Below are 18,661 nucleotides of genomic sequence, written 5' to 3'. Positions count from 1 at the left end.
TAAAATCGGGGTAGCGAAAATCATTCGCGCAAGGTCCCTGGTCTGGCACTTACCTCTTTGGGCGTGTTTCGCGCAGCAGTTTCTGCCGCCAGTTGTCCTGCTCCTGTGCGGGTGCGTCGACCAGAAATGAACAACGCCCGGCTACCTGAACCGCCACCGGCACCCCGTCGCGATACAGCAGGCGGTTACCACTCACCGCTGGCACTTTCGCTCCGGGCAGCAGCGAGCCGACAAGGTTCAGCGGGTCGCCGGCACTGACTACCTGCAGCGCTGCATCTGGTTCACGTCGCCTGACCTGCCGCAGCAACCCCACCGCCTCCGGCAGGGCGAACTGTTCACCAGCCAGCCCGGCAATGAAGCGCCCGCCACGGACCTCGCCCCGCGCCTCCAGCCGGTGATAGCAGCGCAGCAGCTCACGCCACGGCGGCAGTACATCACTCTCGCGCTCCAGCAGCCGCCAGCAGATAACGCCATAGCGGTGCAGCAGGGTGCGGGCAATGTGCTCCAGGCGCTGTTCGTGATCCGGTGGTGTATCGCTGCGGCGCAGCAGTGCCCAACGCCCGGCATGCGCCATGCTGCTGGAAAGCGGCGGATGTCCACGGCGGCCGTTGCGTGACCTGCGCTTGGCCGCAGGCGTGATCAGGCTGCGCAGGCCGGTGAAACTGTCCGCGCCGACGAGGCCTGACCCCACCAACTCTTGCAGCGCAGTTTCCAGCTCGCTGGGCAGCAGGCGTGCCTCCTGCGCCAGTTCATCGAAGAACAGCGCACCGTGGCTTTTCAGTGTTTCGTGTACACGTTGCGCGCGCAGGCCGAGGGTATCGACTGCAGGCACGGGCGCCAGACTGCGCCAGGTATTCAGTTGGTCGCGCGGCAGCAGTACCAATGGCGTACTGGCCAGCGTGCTGCTTGCTACCGTTGCCGCCAACCTGCTCCAGGCAAACTGCCCGCTGCGGCAGGCATCGTCGAGCCAATGCGGGCTGTAGCCGTCGATGCGCGCTGGCAGCAGCTCCGCCTCCCAGGCGCCGGCGGCGCAGGGGAACCCCTGCAACTGGCCCAGCACTTGGGCCACCGCCTGCGGGCCACGCAGGCGCTCGTCAGGCGCCAGGTGCTGCCAGTCGAACAGAAAACGCATGAAGTCCTGCAGGCTGACCGGTTCGATCTCGCGACGCAGGCGTTTGACCGTGTAGTGGTGGATGCGCGCCAGCAAATGACGCTCGCACCATTGCAGGTCAGTTGCGCCGGGGCTGAAATACCCGCGCAGCACGTAGCCTTCAGCTTCCAGGCGGGCCAACGCGTGCTCGATATCGATTGCCGATTTGCCCAATGGCGCAGCGATCTGTGCCTGGGTCTGCGGGCCATGGCCGCTCAGGCGGGCGCGCAGCAGCTCGCTCAGTGCACTGTCCGGGTCGATGGGCTGATCAAAGCCAGCGAGCAGTTCGAGCGCTGGCTCCAGGTGTGCTGCCGGGTACAGTGCCAGCAGCAGGTTCAGCCGCTCGCGGGCCAGCCAGAGGTTGTCATCGGCTAGGCGCAAGGCGCGCCCGGCCTTGGCCAGTTGCCTTAGCAGCAGGTCCCAGCTGGGGTTGGCCGCGACCTCGGCTTGGCTGATGGCGCCCAGGCTCATCAACGCTTCGTGCATTTCATCGCTATTGCCCGGCTGTGGCCAGGCCTCGGCCGCTACGGCAGCAATGGCATCCGCGTCCAGCGCGCCCAGGTCATCGCCACTGTGTACATCGTTCCAGCGCCGGTTGAGCACCGCCTGGGTGCGGCGTTCTTCCAGGGGGGCATCGTCCAGAAAAGCATACGGCCGCGCGTTGAGAATGGCTGAAGCGAGGGGCGAAGGGGCGGGCAGGTCGCGGCATAGCAAGCGCACTTCGCCGCTTTCCATGCGCCGTAACAGGGCTAGCCAGCCTTCGCTGTCCATCGCCTCGTGCAGGCAGTCGTCGAGGGTTTGCTCGACCAGCGGGTGGTCGGGAATCTGCCGCTCGCCGGGGATGTTTTCCAGGCAGGCGATCTGGTCGGGGAACACCGCGGCAACCAGGTCTTCACTCTTCATTCGCTGGATCTGTGGTGCCACTTTGCGCCCGCCCACGAAGCGTGGCAGGGCCATGGCGACACCCGCGTTCCAGCGCCAGCGCACACCAAACAGCGGCGCGTCCAGCAGGGCCTGGATGAGGATAGGCTCGGCGCTGCGGCTATTGAGGTAGCGCCACACTTCGTCCAGTTCGAAGCTGTGGCTGGTGGACAGCGACAGCACGATGGCGTCTTCGCTGGCGGCTGCCTGCAGCTCGAAGTTGAAGGTGCGGCAAAAGCGCTTGCGCAGGGCCAGGCCCCAGGCGCGGTTGATGCGACTGCCGTATGGTGAATGGATGATCAGTTGGGTCCCGCCGGACTCATCGAAAAAACGCTCCATTACCAGGGTGTCCTGCGAGGGCAGGGCGCCAAGCACTTCGCGGGTGCGGGCCAGGTAGTCGAGCAACTGCCCGGCGCTGTCCTCGCCCAGTTCGAAGGTAGCCTGCAACCATGTCAGTACCTCGGCCATGTCGCTGCCGGCCTGTGCCAGTCGCTGGTCGATCCGCGCCTGCAGGCGGGCTACGGCGGCAGACAGCTCGTCACTGCGCCCCGGCGCTTCGCCCAGCCAGAACGGAATGGTAGGTGGCAGGCCATGGGCATCCTCCACTCTTACCCGACCCGGTTCGACGCGCAGAATGCGGTAGGAGGCATTGCCCAGCTGAAAGATATCGCCGGCAATGCTCTCCACGGCAAAGTCTTCATTGACGCTGCCGATGTTCAGCGCCTGCGGTTCCAGCAACACGGTGTAGTCGGCGTTGTCGGGGATAGTGCCGCCGCTGGTCAGCGCCGTCAGCTGGCTGCCACGCCGGCCACGCAAGGTACCGCTGACCGCATCGCGGTGCAGGTAGGCGCTGCGTACTCCCAGGCGGCCGTTGTAGCCTTCGGCGAGCATGCGTAGCAGGGCTTGATAGTGGTCCTGGTCAAGCTCGGCATAAGGCGTGGCCTGACGTAGGCAATCCAGCAGTGCCTGTTCGTGCCAGGCCTGGTTGCTGGCTTCGGCGACGATCTGCTGGGCCAGCACATCCAGCGGTGCACGGGGGATGTGCAGTTCGTCCAGCTCGCCCTGGCGCACGCTGTCGAGCAGGGCGACGCATTCGATCAAGTCATCGCGAGAGGTGGGGAACAAGCGCCCCTTGGGCACACCATCGACCTGGTGGCCGGCGCGGCCAACCCGTTGCAGGAAGGCGGCAATCGAGCCCGGCGAGGCGATCTGGCAGACCAGGTCGACATCGCCGATATCAATGCCCAGCTCCAGCGATGCGGTCGCGACCAGCACCTGAAGCTGGCCGCGCTTGAGCCGCTGCTCCGCATCCAGGCGCAGTTCTTTGGACAAGCTGCCATGGTGCGCGGCAACCGCTTCTTTGCCCAACCGGTCGCTGAGGTGGCGGGTGATGCGCTCTGCCAGGCGCCGGGTATTGACGAATACCAGTGTGGTGCGATGTTCACGGGCAAGGGTGGCCAGGCGGTCGTAGACCAGGCCCCAGACATCGGTGGCCATCACCGCACCCAGCGGTACCGGCGGCACTTCGATGGCCAGGTCGCGCTTGCGCGCATGGCCGACATCGACAATGGCGCAGGGGCGCCCGCTACCGACCAGAAACTGCGCCACCCGTTCTACCGGGCGTTGCGTGGCGGACAGGCCGATACGCCGCAGTGGCTGGCGGCACAAGGCCTGCAGGCGCTCCAGGGTAAGTGCCAGGTGGGCGCCGCGTTTGTTGCCAGCCAGGGCGTGGATTTCGTCGACGATTACCGTGTGCACGTTGGCCAGGCCTTCGCGGCCAGACGCCGAGCCCATCAACACGTAAAGCGATTCGGGAGTGGTCACCAGGATGTGCGGGGCCAGCTTGCGCATGGCGGCGCGTTCCTTCTGCGGCGTGTCGCCGGTGCGCACCGCCGTGGTGATGCGTGGCGCGTTCAGGCCTTGCTCCGCGAGGGCCTGGCTGATGCCTTCGAGCGGGGCCTGCAGGTTCAGGCGAATGTCATTGGACAGGGCTTTGAGCGGTGATACGTAGACGACTTGGGTCTGTGCTGGCAGTTCGCCCTGGTGCTCCAGGCCTTGGCGGAACAGTTCGTCCAGCACGGCCAGGAAGGCACTTAGCGTCTTGCCCGAGCCGGTCGGTGCAGCCAGCAGCGTCGATTGGCCCGCATGAATCAGCGGCCAAGCCTGTGCCTGGGCATCGGTGACCGTGGCGAAATGGCGACGAAACCAGGTGCATACGGCAGGGTGGAACAGCTCGAGCACCGGGTGGTATTTGGCGGGCAGGTTCATCTGTTGGTTATGGCGGGTGTGTGGCGGGTTGGCAAGGGGCCGTTCGTCTGCCAGGCCAGCAAGAACCTGTGTTGCGAAGCGGCCGGTACAGGAATGACTGGCCTTGTCAGGCCAAGGGCCCCATGGGATCCTCCCCGGCCATAGTTTCCAGCGAGCCCACCCCATGCCCAACACCATCCGCATCGCCGCCGCCCTGCTGATCGACCCTCTGGGCCGTACCCTGCTGGTACGCAAGCGTGGCACCGAGGCCTTCATGCAGCCCGGTGGCAAGATCGATGCCGGTGAAACGCCGGTGCAGGCTCTGGTGCGCGAGTTGCACGAGGAACTGGGCCTGCACATCGACCCGGCCCAGGTCGTGCACCTGGGCCAGTTCAGCGCGCCAGCCGCCAACGAGCCAGGTTTTGAAGTGCAGGCCGAACTGTTCCGTGTCGACAGCGCCGCAGCCGTGGTTCCGGCTGCAGAAATCGAGGAGGTGGTGTGGCTGGCCGCCGATCAGGCGCCCGTCATGCCACTGGCGCCCCTGACCCGCGACCTGATCCTGCCGCTGTACCGTCAGGTACTCAACGCACCGCGCTGACGCCATCGAGGGTGGCGAACGAGGTGTCCTTGGCCGTCAGCAAGAAGTCGCGCATGTACGGCGCATCGAGCATGTCGGTGCGCACGGCGGCATAAAGCGTGGCAAACAGGCCTTTTTCGCCCAGGCGCTTGCCCTTCACATAGCCGCGCGAACTGTACTCGTGCAGCGCCCAATGCGGCATGCCGCACACCCCACGGCCGCTGGCCACCAGCTGCATCATCATTACCGTCAGCTCCGAGGTACGCACGGCGGCTGGCTCGATATCGGCCGGTTCCAGGAAGCGGGTGAAGATGTCCAGGCGGTCGCGTTCCACCGGGTAGGTGATCAACGTCTGGTCGAGCAAGTCTTGCGGCACCATGTATGGCTTGCTCGCCAGCGGGTGCTGGTTGGCCACCGCCAGCATCGCCTCGTAGGTGAACAGCGGCACATAAGTGATGCCTGCCAGGTCCACCGGGTCGGAGGTCACCACCAGGTCAAGATCGCCGCGCGCCAGGGCCGGCAACGGGGCAAAGGCGAAACCGGAGGCCAGGTCCAGCTCCACTTCCGGCCAAGCATCGCGGAACTGGTCGATGGTCGGCATCAGCCACTGGAAGCAGCTGTGGCATTCGATGGCCATGTGCAGGCGCCCGGCAGTGCCACCGGCCAGCCGCGCGATGTCACGCTCGGCGCCGCGCAGCAGCGGCAGGGTGGCATCGGCCAGTTGCAGCAGGCGCAGCCCGGCGCTGGTGAAGCGAATCGGCTTGGTCTTGCGTACGAAAATGGGCAGGCCCAGGCGCTCTTCCAGCTCCTTGAACTGGTGCGACAGTGCCGACTGGGTCAGGTGCAGGCGCTCGGCGGCCTCCACCAGGCTGTCGGCTTCGCGCAGGGCATGAAGGGTTTTCAGGTGACGGATCTCCAGCACAGCTGACTCCGGGGTGTGGATTTGAGGAAACAGGGAATGAGTTGAGTTTCTCTCATGTTGCTGCGCCTGTCGACTGGGCGATCGGCCGCACCGTCTGGCGGGCGTCATGAAACTGTCACCGAACTGTGGCAGCGCGCCCGAACAGAATTCATCAGACTCGCGCTTTACTGGGGATCTGCATTCTGGTGTTTCTTTCATGCGGGCTTTTTGGCTTTTTCTTTTCTTCCTGTTCAGCGTACCTGCGAGTTTCGCCGAACAGCGTTGTGATGCACATGTAGCGGTGCAGCGTGCCGAACTGGGCGCGGTCAGCCTGGTGTACCAGAGCGTCGGTTCACCGCGTGATCCGGCCTTGCTGCTGGTCATGGGCCTGGGCGGGCAGTTGATTCATTGGCCGGACGATGTGGTCGAGGCATTGTGCCGCCAGGGCTTTCGGGTGATTCGCTATGACAACCGCGATGTCGGCCTGTCACGCTGGAACCAGATGCCACCTTCGGCCAACCTGACGGTCGAGTTGTTGCGCTACAAGCTGGGCTTGCCGGTGGCGGCGCCCTACACGCTGACGGATATGGCAGATGACGGCCTGCGCCTGATGGACGCCTTGGGTGTGCACCAGTTTCATGTACTGGGCGTGAGCATGGGCGGCATGATTGCCCAGCACCTGGCGGCGATGGCGCCCGAGCGTGTGCGCAGCCTGACGTTGGTGATGTCCAGTTCAGGGGCGGCGGGGCTGCCGGCACCGGATCCGGCGCTGGTGCAACTGCTGGCCCGGCGCAGCGCGCCGAACCGCGAGGTGGCCATCGAGCAGCAGGCCGACCTGCTGGCGGCCCTGGGCAGCCCCGAGGTACGGGATGACCGCGCGGTGTTGCTGCACCAGGCTGCCGTGGCTTACGATCGGGCGTTCAATCCTGACGGGGCCAAGCGCCAGATCATGGCGATTCTGGCCGAGCCGAGTCGCGTCGAGTTGCTCAACCAGCTGCGGGTGCCGACCCTGGTGGTACACGGCACAGCCGACCCGTTATTGCCGGTGATGCACGGCGTACACCTGGCGGCGCATATCCAGGGCAGCCAGTTGCGCCTGATACCGGGCTTGGCGCACCGCTTCCAGGAACCCTTCAAGGCGCCGCTGCTGGGGGCGGTGTTGCCCTACCTGCAGGCGCACCGGCAGGATGTCACGCACATCGCCGGGTTGTGAACCAAAGGCAGGTTGCAGGCTCAGTGCAGCCGCACCCACACGGTCACCAGCACGGTAGCGGCCATCAGCCAGGCCACCGTGGCCAACGCCAGCGATGCTTCCAGGCGTAGGCGATCGACCAGCACATACAGGGTCGCCAGGTACACGAAGTACGGAATGATCGACCACATGCCAAAGGCAATGGTGGTCTTCAGGTCGGCAATGCTGCGCCCCTTGCCGACGATGTAATGGGCGATCAGGGCGAAGGTGGGGAACAGCGGCACCAGCCCGGCGATGTAGTAGTTGCGCGTTTTCGACAGCACCGCCAGCAGTAGCACCACACCAGCGCCCAGGGCAGCTTTGAATACCAGGTCCACGTTGTCTTTCCAGTTTGGGTTGAACTCAGCCGAGGCCGTATTTTTTCACTTTGTCGAATAGCGTGGTCTTGGCCATGCCCAGCTCTTGGCTGGCCTGGCTCAGGTTGCCGCCGGTGCGTTGCAGCGCATCGCTGAGCAGGTTGCGTTCGAATGCTTCCACCGCCTCGGCAAAGCCCAGGCCTTGGCTGGCACCACCACTGGGGCCTTTCTTGAACGCTGGCAGGCCGAGGGCGTAGCGTTCGGCCACGTTGCGCAATTCGCGCACGTTGCCCGGCCAGTCATGGGCCATCAGACGCGATAGTGTCTGGCTGTCCAGTGTCGGTGTTTCCCGGTCGAAGCGCAGGGCCGACTGCTGCAGGAAGTGTTCGAACAATTGCAGGATGTCCTCACGGCGTTCACGCAGCGGAGGCAGTTCGAGGGTTACCACGTTCAGCCGGTAGTACAGGTCGCTGCGGAACTGGCCACTCTGGCCCAGGGTATCGAGGTCGGCTTTGGTCGCCGCGATCACCCGGCAGTCCACCGGGATGCTCTGGTTCGAGCCCAGTCGCTCCAGGGTGCGCTCCTGCAGCACGCGCAGCAGCTTGATCTGCAGGTTGATCGGCATGCTTTCCACTTCATCGAGGAACAGCGTACCGCCATTGGCATGTTCGATCTTGCCGATGCGGCGTTTGCCGGCACCGGTGAAGGCGTTGGCCTCGTGGCCGAAAATCTCGCTTTCGAACAGGTTTTCCGGCAGGCCGCCACAGTTCAGCGCCACGAACGGCTGACCCTGGCGGCGGCTGAAGTCGTGCAGGCAACGCGCGACCAGCTCTTTGCCGGTGCCGGTTTCACCTTCGATCAGTACGTTGGCTGAAGTATCGGCAACGTTGGCGATCAATTCGCGCAAGTGCTCCATGGCCGGCGAGCGGCCAATGATGCGCCCCTCCAGGCTGCTCTGTTCGGCCAGTTGGCGGCGCAGGGCCACTACTTCGCGCGACAGCCCACGTTGCTCCAATGCGCGGCGCACCACGTCGACCAGCCGCTCGGGGGAGAACGGTTTTTCCATGAAGTCGTAGGCACCGTTGCGCATGGCGCCGACGGCCATGTCGATATCGCCATGGCCGGTAATCAGCACCACCGGCAGGCTGCGGTCACGGGCCTTGAGGCGATTGAGCAACTCCAGGCCATCGATGCCCGGCAGGCGGATATCGCTGACGACAATGCCGGCGAAATCGTCGCCGATGCGCTCCAGTGCCTGTTCGGCGCTGCCCACGCCTTCGCAGGCGATGTCCTCGAGGGCCAGTGCCTGTTGGCAGCCGAGCAGCACATGCGGGTCGTCTTCGACGATCAGGACGGTAAGTGGCGCTTGGTTCATGGATGCTCTGCCGATTCGCTAGGGGGAGAAACCAGGGGCAGGGCCAGGACGAAGGCCGTGCCGCCGGTGGCGGGGTGCTCGACGTTCAGGCTGCCCTTGGCGGCGGCGGCAAGGCTCGCCGACAGGGTCAGGCCCAGGCCCAGGCCATGTTCGCCCGGTTTGGTGGTGAAGAAAGGTTCGAACAGGTGCTTGCGCGCCTCGGCGTCGATACCGTGGCCGTTGTCGCGCACCTGCAAACGGTACTTGTCGCCTTGCAGCTCGCCTTCGAGCCACAGCTCGGGGAGCGGTTGCGCGGCCATGGCGTCGAGGGCGTTGCCGATCAGGTTGACCAGAATCTGCTCCAGGCGAGTTTGGTCGATGGCCAGTTGCTGGTCCTCGAACTGGTGGTGCAGTTGCAGGTGGCAGGCGCTGATGCGGTTGGCCAGCACCTGCAAGGTAGCCTCCACCGCCTTGGCCAGTGAAGCCTGGCCGCTGTCGTCGCCGCGCCGGGCGAACGAGCGCAGGCTGGCGGTGATGCGGCCCATGCGGTCGATCAGGTCGTTCATGGTGCGCAGGTTGGCACTGGCGGTTTCCAGCGCCCCGCGTTCGAGGAAGCGCACGGTATTGCCAGACAAGGTGCGCAGCGCCGCCAGTGGCTGATTCAGCTCGTGGGCAATGCTGGTGGACATTTGCCCGATGGCGGCCAGTTTGCCTGCCTGCACCAGCTCATCCTGGGCGTGGCGCAAGGTCTGCTCGGCATGCCGGCGCTCGCGAATCTGCCCTTTCAGGCGTTCGTTGCTGGCGCGCAGGTCGGCGGTGCGCTCGGCAATTCGCCGCTCCAGTTGGCTGTTGGCTTCTTCCAGCGCCTCGCGGGCTGCCAGGCGGGTGGCGATCACTTTGCGCCGCTCGTTCCAGGCGATGCCGAGGATCGCCAGCAAGGCGAAGGCCACGCCCACCAGAATGCCCTGCACCATGGACTCGCGACGCAGGTCTTGCAGCGGGGTCAGCAGGGTGAAATGCCAGGGCGTGTCGGCCAGCCGCCGGGTCTGTGCCAGGTAGGCGACTTCGTGCGGCTTGCCCTGGGCGGTTTCGCTATTGGCCGGGAAGGTCAGTTTTTCCACGCCATCGGCCAGGGTTTCCCGGGCCAGTGGCTGCAACTCGTTCAGCGGCCACCAGTAGTACTGCAGGCTGCGCGCCAGCCGTTCCTTGATTTGCGGGGTCAGCGGGCGCACCGATTTCAAGCGCCGGGCTGGGTCGCTGGAGAGGATGATGATGCCGTTCTCGTCGCTGACGAACGCCTCCAGGCGGGCACGTTGCCAGCGTTCTTCGAGGGTGTCCAGGCGCACCTTGATCACTGCCACGCCAATGATCTTGCCGTGTTCTTCCAGGCCATGGGCCAGATAGTAGCCGGCTTCGCCAGTGGTACTGCCGATGCCGTAGAAGCGCCCTGGCTCGCCGCGCACAGCGGTCTGGAAGTAGGCGCGGAATGACAGGTCTTCACCCAGGAACGAGTCGGCATCACGCCAGTTGCTGGTCGCCTGTACCCGGCCGTTGGTGTCGAGGACGAAGATGGCCCGGCTGCGGCTGCGCCGGTTCAGGCCCTCAAGGTATTCGTTGACCGTCTGGCGCGAGCCGCCATCCGGGTCGGTGAGCAGGTGCGAGACACTGTCCTCCAGCTCCAGCAGGCTCGGCAGGTAGGTGTATTTGCTGATCTCGCTTTCGACCGTGCGCGCGTGCAGCTCCAATTGGCGTTCGCCGTTTTCGCTGAGCGTGCGGATGCCGTTGTTTTCGCTTATCAGGTAGCCGGCCAGGCCCAGGCCGACCATCAGCAGGATGATCAGGGGCGGCAACAGCAATTGACGAATCAGGCGGGAATTCACGGCAGGCTTGGCAGGGAGCAGTAGCGAGGGGTCGCATTTCATCACAGTGGCCTTGTCACGACCAGCATTCGCTGCCCGGTGGGTCCCGTGGCAGCGAACGCTGTGGCCGAATCAGTGCTGCAGGATCTTGCTGAGGAAGTGCTGGGTGCGCTGGTCGCGGGCGCTTTGGTCACCGAAGAACTCTTCCTTGGTGCAGTCTTCGATGATGCTGCCCTTGTCCATGAAGATGACCCGGTTGGCGACCTTGCGGGCAAAGCCCATTTCGTGGGTCACGCACATCATGGTCATGCCTTCGTGGGCCAGTTGCACCATCACGTCCAATACCTCGCTGACCATTTCCGGGTCCAGTGCCGAGGTGGGTTCGTCGAACAGCATGACGATCGGGTCCATGGCCAGGGCGCGGGCGATTGCAACGCGCTGCTGCTGGCCGCCGGAGAGCTGGCCTGGGTGCTTCTTGGCATGGGCGCTGAGGCCTACACGGTCGAGCAGGGCCAGGCCCTTCTTGGTGGCTTCAGCCTCGCTGCGGCCCAGGACCTTGCGCTGGGCGATGGTCAGGTTCTCGGTGATGGTCAGGTGCGGGAACAGCTCGAAGTGCTGGAACACCATGCCAACGCGCGAGCGCAGCTTGGGCAGGTTGGTCTTCGGGTCGGCGATCGAGGTGCCATCGACCACGATATCGCCCTTCTGGAACGGCTCCAGCGCGTTGACGCACTTGATCAAGGTGGACTTGCCCGAGCCCGACGGGCCGCAGACCACCACCACTTCACCTTTCTTGACCTCGGTGCTGCAGTCGGTCAGTACCTGGAAGTCGCCGTACCACTTGTTGACGTTCTTGATGGAAATCATACGGTGATCCTTTTTTGCAGGCGCTTGACCAGCCACGAAGCGGAGAAGCTGATGATGAAGTAGACGACGCCGGCGAAGATCAGGAACTCATGTGAGCGCCCGATGATGTCGCCGTTGGAACGTGCCGAGTTGAGGAAGTCCACCAGGCCCACGGTGTAGACCAGCGAGGTGTCCTGGAACAGGATGATGCTCTGCTGCAGCAGCAGTGGGGTCATCTTGCGGAACGCCTGGGGCAGGATGATCAGGCGCATGGTCTGCGCGTAGTTCATGCCCAGCGCTTGCGCGGCGCCCATCTGGCCCTTGGAGATCGACTGCACGCCGGCACGGACGATTTCGCAGAAGTACGCGGCCTCGAACATCATGAAAGCGACCACGCAGGAGGTGAACGCACCGACCGGCGTGTCTTCGCCGGTAATCCAGCGCAGCACGAACGGCACGGCCAGGTAGAACCAGGTGATCACCAGCAGCAGCGGGATCGAGCGGAAGTAGTTGACGTACGCACCTGCCAGACGTGACAGCAGTTTGCTCGAGGACAGGCGCATCAGTGCCAGGATGGTGCCCAGTGCGATACCGCCGACAACACCCATGACCATCAGCTGCAGGGTCATGACCATGCCGTCCCACAGGGCAGGCAGGGCAGGGATGATTTCGCTGAAATCCATATCCATTTACTTGCCCCCCACGGAGATCAGGCCGGGCACGGCGACTTTTTTCTCGACCATGCGCATGAGCAGCATCAGGCCCATGTTCAGGGTGAAGTAGATCAGCGTGGCCAAGGTGAACGCCTCGAACAGGTTGGCGGAGAATTCGGCGGTTTGCTTGGTCTGCGCCAGCAGTTCCATCAGGCCGATCAGCGACGCCACCGAGGAGTTCTTGAAGACGTTGAGAAACTCGGAGGTGAGCGGCGGAATGATGATGCGGTAAGCCTGCGGCAGCAGCACGTTGTTGTAGATCTGCGGGAGGCTGAAGCCCATGGCGCGGGCAGCGGCTTCCTGGCCTTTGGGTAGCGCCTGAATACCGGTACGTACTTGCTCGCAGACACGGGCTGCGGTGAACAGGCCCAGGCAGATGACCACGCTGATCAGTGCCGAGGTGGTCGGGTTGAGGTCCTGCTTGAACCACTCCTGCAAGCCTTCGGGCAGCAAGTCTGGTACCAGGAAGTACCAGATGAACAGCTGCACCAGCAGTGGCACGTTGCGGAACAGTTCCACATAGGCGGTGGCGATGCCCGATACCAGGCGGTTCGGCACGGTACGCATGACACCGAGGACCGACCCCAGCAGCAGCGCGATGATCCAGGCGGTGATGGCGATGGCGATGGTCCAGCCCAGGCCGGTGATGTACCAGTCCAGATAGGTTTCGCTGCCCACGCCGGTGGACTTGAAGAACACGCCCCAGTCCCAGTTGTAATTCATCGGGATTTCCCCTCAGACGGTTGTTTCACGGGCACCTTCGAGCATCCAAGGGCGGCACGCGCCCTCGGATGAAAGGTTAGACACTAATGAGTGGCCTGCAGGATTGATTCGTGCGCTTGAGCACCAGGCCACTAATTGCTGAGGATCAGGACTTCTTCTCGTCCGCGGCCTTGTCGGTTGGCTCGGCGATCAGTTTTTTCAGCTCGTCGCTCATCTGGAACTGCAGGTTCAGGCCTTTTGGCGGGATCGGCTGCATGAACCACTTCTCGTAGCTCTTGTTGACTTCGCCCGACTTGAAGTAACCGACAATGGCGTCATCCACCGCTTTCTTGAAGGCTGCGTCTTCCTTGCGCACCATGCAGCCGTAGATTTCATACGACTGTGGGGTGCCGGTAATGACCCAGTCCGACGGTTTGCGCGCCTTGGCCATTTCGCCGGCGAGCAGGGCGTCGTCCATCATGAAGGCCACGGCGCGGCCGCTTTCGAGCATGTTGAAGGCTTCACCGTGGTCCTTGGCGGAAATCACGTTCATCTTCATCTGCTTGTCGGCGTTCATCGCCTTGAGGATGCGTTCGGAGGTGGTGCCGGCGGTGGTCACCACGTTTTTGCCAGCCAAGTCCGGGAAGTCTTTGTATGCAGGCTGACCGTCCTTGACCTTGGTCAACAGGCGGGTACCGACTTCGAAGATACCGACCGAGAAGCCGACTTGCTGCTGGCGCTCGACGTTGTTGGTGGTGGAGCCGCACTCGAGGTCGACGGTGCCATTCTGCACCAGTGGGATGCGGGTCTGGGAGGTGACCAGGTTGTACTTGACCTTGATGTCGGTCCCCAGTTGCTTCTTCAGGGCATCGACGACAGCCAGTTGGATGTCATGCGAATAACCCACGGGCTCGGGCTTGCCGGCCAGGTAGGAAAACGGGATGGAGGAGTCGCGGTGGCCCAGGGTGATGGTGCCCGAATCCTTGATCTTCTTCAGGGTGCCGGTTAGCTCCTCGGCCATGGCCGGCGAAGCGATCACAGCGGCCGCAATGGCGGCGCCCAGCAATTGACGAACGATACGCATCAAATTTTCCTCGACGTGTTTGTTTTTTTTATGGAGCCGTTGGCGGACTCTTTCGTTCAACGAATACAGAAAGAAGCGTTTGCACTCGGCTACCAAGTGTAGAGCATGAGTCGTGCCAAGCCCTGATTTCGATCATAACGTCCCGCAGAACCTGGCAATCAATAGTTTAGCGGTGGTCATGTAACAGAATTTGCGTCCGAATCCCCGAATGAATGGGTATGCAGTCGTTCGGTAATCCGAACGAATCGACGGGGCGCAAGCTGCGTACTATTTAATTAACACCGGATGACGGCTTCTTTCAGCTTTCTTGTCTGCTTCTCAAAATAGAGAGGCAGTCCATGAGCGATTTCCCCAGGCACGACCTGCCACCCGACTCGGTAGAGGCACTGATCGCCAGGCAGTTGCCCGATTGGTTCAAGCAGGCGCCAGCCGATGCGCTGAAGGAGCTCAACCTTGCTTTGAGCCGCCAGCAGCAAAGTGTCGACCAGTTGGATCGGTTGTTGAGCGCTATTCCTTGCTTGGCCAAATTTGCCGCTCCGCGCCTCGAAGTGGCCTTGCACAAGGAGCACAACCGCCATATCGATGTGCGCTCGACGCAGCTGTGCACTGTGGAGCGCAGGTTCTATCCGAGCAGTTTCCCTATGCCACCTTCGGTACGGACGGTGCGCACGAACGCGGTGCCGTTGCTGGCTGCAGCGATGCACAATTTCGCTGAGGATGAAATCGTGGCCAGGCCGGTTGTCCGCCGGCAGGTGGAGTCGGCGTCAGGCGCCGTGATGCCCATTTCGTTCGTGTCGTTCGCCAAGCTCTGCCGTAAGTTGGACCTGGGCGGCCACTACCAAGGGTTGTTGCGAGAGCATCTGTTACCCGCTGACGAGGCGGGCGGCACGCCGGGCCATGCTCGGCGTGCTGTCGAGGTTGTGTTTGAAGAGGCGCAGCGCACGGCATTGGATGCGGCGGTGCGCATCGCTTTTTTGAAAGCAGACATCGATGAGCGCAGCTACCTGCAGATGCTGAGGGTTGTCGCGCCCACGCCGATCGTACCAGCCGACACCACAGTGCTTACCTGCAGGCAACTGTTCTTGCTTGGCAAATGCATCCAGGGTGTGGTGGTGGTCGAGTGCCGTGAACATGGCGGTGGCGCCCCTTCGGGGCTGATCGTCTGGATACCGGGCGACGCTGCTCGACCCGTTCGTCAGCATGCTTCCTGGGCCGCGCTCTACCAGGATTTAGGGCTGCGCTTGCGCGAAACACGGTTTGCCAAGTTTTTCATGCGGTTCATTGGCGAGCGCGAGCGTATGGCTTTCAGCGCCGTGCTTGAACGCCTTCAGGCCCAGACCGCGAAAGGAGCCGCACTGGCACTCGACGGTCGTCATTTTCCTTTGGACAAACCGCTGTTCGCTCATCTGCGGGCCCAGCGCATTGACAAGATTTTCGACGATGCCAGGGTGTTGGCGGTGCCTACCGGAGACGAAGATGCCGCCGCTCGCCGCCGGCGGCTCGCCGGCTATGAAAATGCCGGCTTGACTCTGCTAGGCCTGGCCGGATTGTTCGTACCCGTACTGGGCGAGGTGATGTTGGGGATTGCTGCGCTTCAGATTGCCGACGAGGTCTACGAAGGCTATCAGGATTGGCAGCTCGGAGACCGTGAGGCTGCCTTGGGGCATGTGTTTGCGGTCGCGGAAAACCTGGCGGTGGGTGCGGCGGTGGGCGTCGCGGCGGCGCAGGTGCGAGCGTTGGTCCCAGTGATGCTCGATGGCGGGCAATTGAAACTCTGCTCCTCTGACATGGCGGCATACCGGGTGGAGCAACCTCCCGGCTTGTCCATGGCGCAAAGTGAGGGGCACCTGGGGCGTTCTCAAGTGCAGTTTCACGAAGGCACTTATCAGATGGCGCGCTCGCAGGATGGCAAGGACTTGGTAATCCGTCACCCGAAGCGCGAGCAGGCATATCGACCGTTACTCGAACGCAACGGCAGCGGCGGCTGGCGCCATGCGCTGGAGCGGCCTCAGGAATGGACGGGAGAGCTGCAACTTCTACGTCGGCTGGCCGCGGACTTTTTTGACATGACAGCGGAACAGGCGACCGCCGTGCTGGATTGCACGGGCTTTGACGAGGCACAGCTTCGTCAACTGCATGTTGAGCACGCGCCAGCGCCTGCACGGTTGCGGGATGCATTCGATCGCCATCGGCTGCACACCCTGCATCCAGCCATTCAGGCAGATGCATTGGAGTTGCTGGTGGCTGCCGCCCAAGAGGCCGAGGAAGTGGAAGACGCATTGATGCGGCGTTCATTTCCGGGGCTTACCGTTCGCGGCGCGAAAGAGATACGCAAGCAGGTCGACAATCAAGTGCTCGAACGATTGCGTTCTACCGGGCGAGTTCCATTGGCCATGGCTGAGCGTATCCGCTGGTTCCTGCATGACAGCCGGTTGGATCGCGCCTGCGCCGGTTTTCGTCAACGACAGGCGGTCAATGGTGATACTGAAAAGCTGGCCATCGGTTTGGTCCATGAGCTCGCGCCCTGGCCAGAAGCGTTGCGCGTCGAGCTTCGCGTGGGCTCGGCACAGGGCACTTTGCTGGGACAAGCAGGTGCAGAGTCGGCAACAGAGGTGATGTGCATCGTGCGAGAAGAGCAGGCCTATCGCATCCATGACCTGACGGTTGATCCTCGCCCCGTAGCCGCACCTACCGACAGCCTGATGCACGCGCTTCTGTTGTGCATGAGTGACGAGCAGAAAGTCGTCCTCGGCGATCCACTGCTGAACGAACAGCAACTGGTCGAACGGCTGGCGGGGCACGCCCGTATGCACCGCGACCTCGCATCAAGGCTAATAGGCCAGGTGCCTATTTCCGGTGGTGTGCGTCCTCCTGTGCGGTTTGCCGATGGCCGGCTCGGCTACCCACTCAGTGGCCGGGGAGAAAGCCGTGGCCAAGCTGCCAGGCGCGGCATTTCGCAGATCTTTCCAACGCTCGACGACGCGCAACTGCAGCAGTACATGCTCAGCCTGGTTACCGAGCGGGTTGACCCGTGGTCACACTACCAAGCGCTGTTTCAGCAATGGCGTGCCTTGCGTGAGGCCCTGGCGGGTTGGCGAGCCGGGTATGCAAACATGCTGGACCTTCTAAGGCGCAGCCGGGTGAGCAACGCGATCCGGCGTTGCTGGCGCCGCAAGCTTAGACGCCGGGGGGATGGCAGTTATGCGCTGGAAATCAACGGCGAACGCGTGGGTAGCCTGCCTGAGCTGCCTGCGGGTATCAGCTTCGGGCATGTTACTCGCTTGGCGTTGCGTAACATGGATCTAGAGAGCATCGACGCTGACTTTTTACGGCGCTTCCCGCAGTTGAGGCAGCTTGATCTGCGCAATAACCGACTGGTATCGGTACCACCGGGTATAGAGCATTTGACCGAACTTCGCCTGTTGCGTCTGGATAACAACCAGATCGTGATGACCCCGGCGGACAGCCGACGCCTTAATGCGTTGCTCAATCTGGAAAGGATAGAGCTCAATTACAACCCGTTGGGCAATGCTCCGCAGGTAAGGCGGTTATTGAACGTGCGCCAGTTGGGGTTGCGAGCGGCAAATATTGAACAGTTGCCCGCAGGCATTGAGCAGTTGCCTTGGCGCGGTATCGCCGACTTGCGTGACAACCGTATTCGGCAAGTCAATCGCGACCTTGTGGGCCTGCGCGCCCGCTTGCAGCAAATGGCGCTGCACGATAATCCACTGGATGAAGCCAGTGAGGCATTGCTGGAGGAACAACCGGGGCCTTCGAGTGCTGCGCGGCACACGGTTCAACACAACCCTGCCTACCGTCATCATGGGGATCTGCAGGCCGAGCAGGCAGAGTGGCTCGTCGGCGCGACTGGCCCGTTGCGCACAGAGCGCGAGGCGTTGTGGAGCAACCTGCGCAGCGAGGTAGGCTCGAATGACTTCTTCAACTTTTTGCGTGATTTCGCACGCGGTCCGGATTATCGGAAATACCCCGCGTACTACCGGGCGAGGGCCTGGGGCATCATCGAGGCATGCGAGCAGAACAGCGAGTTGCGCGAGTTGTTGTTCGAGCAGGCAGGCGGGCGGGCCACCTGTGAGGACAGGCTGCTGTGGCTGTTCAGCCAGATGGAAACGCGTGTGCTGGTTCATCGACAGACGGCGGGCCTCGCCCAGGGGCAGAGTGAAGCAGCTTTGATGAGGCTTGGGCGTTCGCTGTATCGCTTGCAACAGGTGGACAGGATCGCCGCACGCAAACTGGTGTGGCTCAGGGAGGTGAACGCGAATCATCCGAGAAACCTGGAGCGAATCGATGACATCGAAACCTACCTGGCGTACCGGGTCAGGCTGGCCGGGCTTCTGCAGTTGCCAGCGCAACCGCTGCGTATGCACTATGAGCTGGATGCTTTCGTGACCGTGGAAGACATCAATATCGCCAGGGCTGAAGTGCTGTCTTTGGAGTCCACCGAGCAACTGGCGCAATCGTTGGCTGAACAGGAGTTCTGGCAGCATTACCTGCGGGAGAGATACGTTGAGCGATTCAGAGCCTTGGTAGATGCTCATCGCCAAACGTTGGAAACGTACGAATCACAAGTTGAGACCGGCGCGCTCGATGAGCAGACGTACCTGGACCGGTGCAATGAGTTGAAGCGGCTCCTGGAAACGCAAGAAAGCGCCCTTATCAAGCGTTTGACTGTAGAAGCCTATGCACGTTGGCCTCTGTAGCGCAAAGAGGCCTGACGCAGGGCAGCGCCTTTGGCGAAGCC

12 protein-coding genes are annotated in these 18,661 nt (G+C 62.9%); 3 read left to right on the top strand and 9 right to left on the bottom strand.

What is annotated here, in order from left to right; genetic code table 11:
* Positions 1-49: 49 nt before the first annotated feature.
* Entirely contained in the window at positions 50-4,339 is a 4,290-nt protein-coding gene (locus tag DM807_RS02495; RefSeq protein WP_179027023.1) for a DEAD/DEAH box helicase, read from the bottom strand.
* Positions 4,340-4,502: 163 nt separating this feature from the next.
* Between DM807_RS02495 and DM807_RS02490 the strand changes: the two genes are divergently transcribed.
* Positions 4,503-4,916 carry an NUDIX hydrolase gene (locus DM807_RS02490; protein WP_012273905.1) on the top strand — a complete coding sequence of 138 codons (414 nt, stop codon included), beginning with the start codon at positions 4,503-4,505 and terminating at the stop codon, positions 4,914-4,916.
* Here the strand turns inward: DM807_RS02490 and metR are convergent.
* Complete coding sequence (gene metR / locus DM807_RS02485; protein WP_012273904.1) at positions 4,900-5,817, bottom strand: transcriptional regulator MetR; 918 nt, start codon at positions 5,815-5,817, stop codon at positions 4,900-4,902. The two genes, DM807_RS02490 and metR, sit on opposite strands and share 17 nt — an antisense overlap.
* A gap of 196 nt (positions 5,818-6,013) precedes the next feature.
* Here metR and DM807_RS02480 point away from each other — a divergent pair, with 196 nt between their 5' ends.
* Entirely contained in the window at positions 6,014-7,009 is a 996-nt protein-coding gene (locus DM807_RS02480) for an alpha/beta fold hydrolase (protein WP_012273903.1), read from the top strand.
* Between the two features lie 20 nt (positions 7,010-7,029).
* Here DM807_RS02480 and DM807_RS02475 read toward each other — a convergent pair whose 3' ends face one another.
* From DM807_RS02475 to DM807_RS02445, 7 genes are all read right to left on the bottom strand, one after another.
* Positions 7,030-7,365 carry a GlpM family protein gene (locus DM807_RS02475; protein ID WP_012273902.1) on the bottom strand — a complete coding sequence of 112 codons (336 nt, stop codon included), beginning with the start codon at positions 7,363-7,365 and terminating at the stop codon, positions 7,030-7,032.
* A gap of 25 nt (positions 7,366-7,390) precedes the next feature.
* Positions 7,391-8,719 (bottom strand): two-component response regulator AauR, encoded by a 1,329-nt coding sequence (gene aauR, locus DM807_RS02470; protein WP_012273901.1) that lies wholly within the window; start codon positions 8,717-8,719, stop codon positions 7,391-7,393.
* Complete coding sequence (aauS, locus tag DM807_RS02465; protein WP_012273900.1) at positions 8,716-10,620, bottom strand: two-component sensor histidine kinase AauS; 1,905 nt, start codon at positions 10,618-10,620, stop codon at positions 8,716-8,718. The genes aauR and aauS overlap by 4 nt, the downstream gene beginning before the upstream one ends.
* A gap of 69 nt (positions 10,621-10,689) precedes the next feature.
* The gene (locus DM807_RS02460; protein WP_012273899.1) at positions 10,690-11,424 is read right to left on the bottom strand and encodes an amino acid ABC transporter ATP-binding protein; all 735 of its coding nucleotides are present in this window, start codon (positions 11,422-11,424) and stop codon (positions 10,690-10,692) included.
* Positions 11,421-12,092: an amino acid ABC transporter permease gene (locus tag DM807_RS02455; RefSeq protein WP_012273898.1), complete on the bottom strand. Its 672-nt coding sequence runs from the start codon at positions 12,090-12,092 to the stop codon at positions 11,421-11,423. Before DM807_RS02455 ends, DM807_RS02460 begins: the two co-directional genes overlap by 4 nt.
* On the bottom strand, positions 12,093-12,839 hold the full coding sequence (locus tag DM807_RS02450; RefSeq protein WP_012051388.1) for an amino acid ABC transporter permease: 747 nt from the start codon (positions 12,837-12,839) through the stop codon (positions 12,093-12,095).
* A gap of 145 nt (positions 12,840-12,984) precedes the next feature.
* The gene (locus DM807_RS02445) at positions 12,985-13,902 is read right to left on the bottom strand and encodes a glutamate/aspartate ABC transporter substrate-binding protein (RefSeq protein ID WP_012273897.1); all 918 of its coding nucleotides are present in this window, start codon (positions 13,900-13,902) and stop codon (positions 12,985-12,987) included.
* Positions 13,903-14,240: 338 nt separating this feature from the next.
* Between DM807_RS02445 and DM807_RS02440 the strand changes: the two genes are divergently transcribed.
* Positions 14,241-18,620, top strand: a complete 4,380-nt coding sequence (locus DM807_RS02440) for an NEL-type E3 ubiquitin ligase domain-containing protein (RefSeq protein ID WP_179027022.1) — start codon at positions 14,241-14,243, stop codon at positions 18,618-18,620.
* The last annotated feature ends 41 nt before the right edge of the window (positions 18,621-18,661 follow it).

Source organism: Pseudomonas hunanensis (assembly GCF_013393325.1).
In the GTDB taxonomy this organism is placed as follows: domain Bacteria; phylum Pseudomonadota; class Gammaproteobacteria; order Pseudomonadales; family Pseudomonadaceae; genus Aquipseudomonas; species Aquipseudomonas putida_P.
This window is presented reverse-complemented; position numbering and strand designations above follow the sequence as displayed.

Bases quoted from the DNA above. Each gene is read 5' to 3' on its own strand.
- DM807_RS02490 (WP_012273905.1), top strand. From the start codon at position 4,503: ATGCCCAACACCATCCGCATCGCCGCCGCCCTGCTGATCGACCCTCTG.
- aauS (WP_012273900.1), bottom strand. From the start codon at position 10,620: ATGAAATGCGACCCCTCGCTACTGCTCCCTGCCAAGCCTGCCGTGAAT.
- DM807_RS02480 (WP_012273903.1), top strand. From the start codon at position 6,014: ATGCGGGCTTTTTGGCTTTTTCTTTTCTTCCTGTTCAGCGTACCTGCG.
- DM807_RS02495 (WP_179027023.1), bottom strand. From the start codon at position 4,339: ATGAACCTGCCCGCCAAATACCACCCGGTGCTCGAGCTGTTCCACCCT.
- aauR (WP_012273901.1), bottom strand. From the start codon at position 8,719: ATGAACCAAGCGCCACTTACCGTCCTGATCGTCGAAGACGACCCGCAT.
- DM807_RS02455 (WP_012273898.1), bottom strand. From the start codon at position 12,092: ATGGATATGGATTTCAGCGAAATCATCCCTGCCCTGCCTGCCCTGTGG.
- DM807_RS02445 (WP_012273897.1), bottom strand. From the start codon at position 13,902: ATGCGTATCGTTCGTCAATTGCTGGGCGCCGCCATTGCGGCCGCTGTG.
- DM807_RS02450 (WP_012051388.1), bottom strand. From the start codon at position 12,839: ATGAATTACAACTGGGACTGGGGCGTGTTCTTCAAGTCCACCGGCGTG.
- DM807_RS02440 (WP_179027022.1), top strand. From the start codon at position 14,241: ATGAGCGATTTCCCCAGGCACGACCTGCCACCCGACTCGGTAGAGGCA.
- DM807_RS02460 (WP_012273899.1), bottom strand. From the start codon at position 11,424: ATGATTTCCATCAAGAACGTCAACAAGTGGTACGGCGACTTCCAGGTA.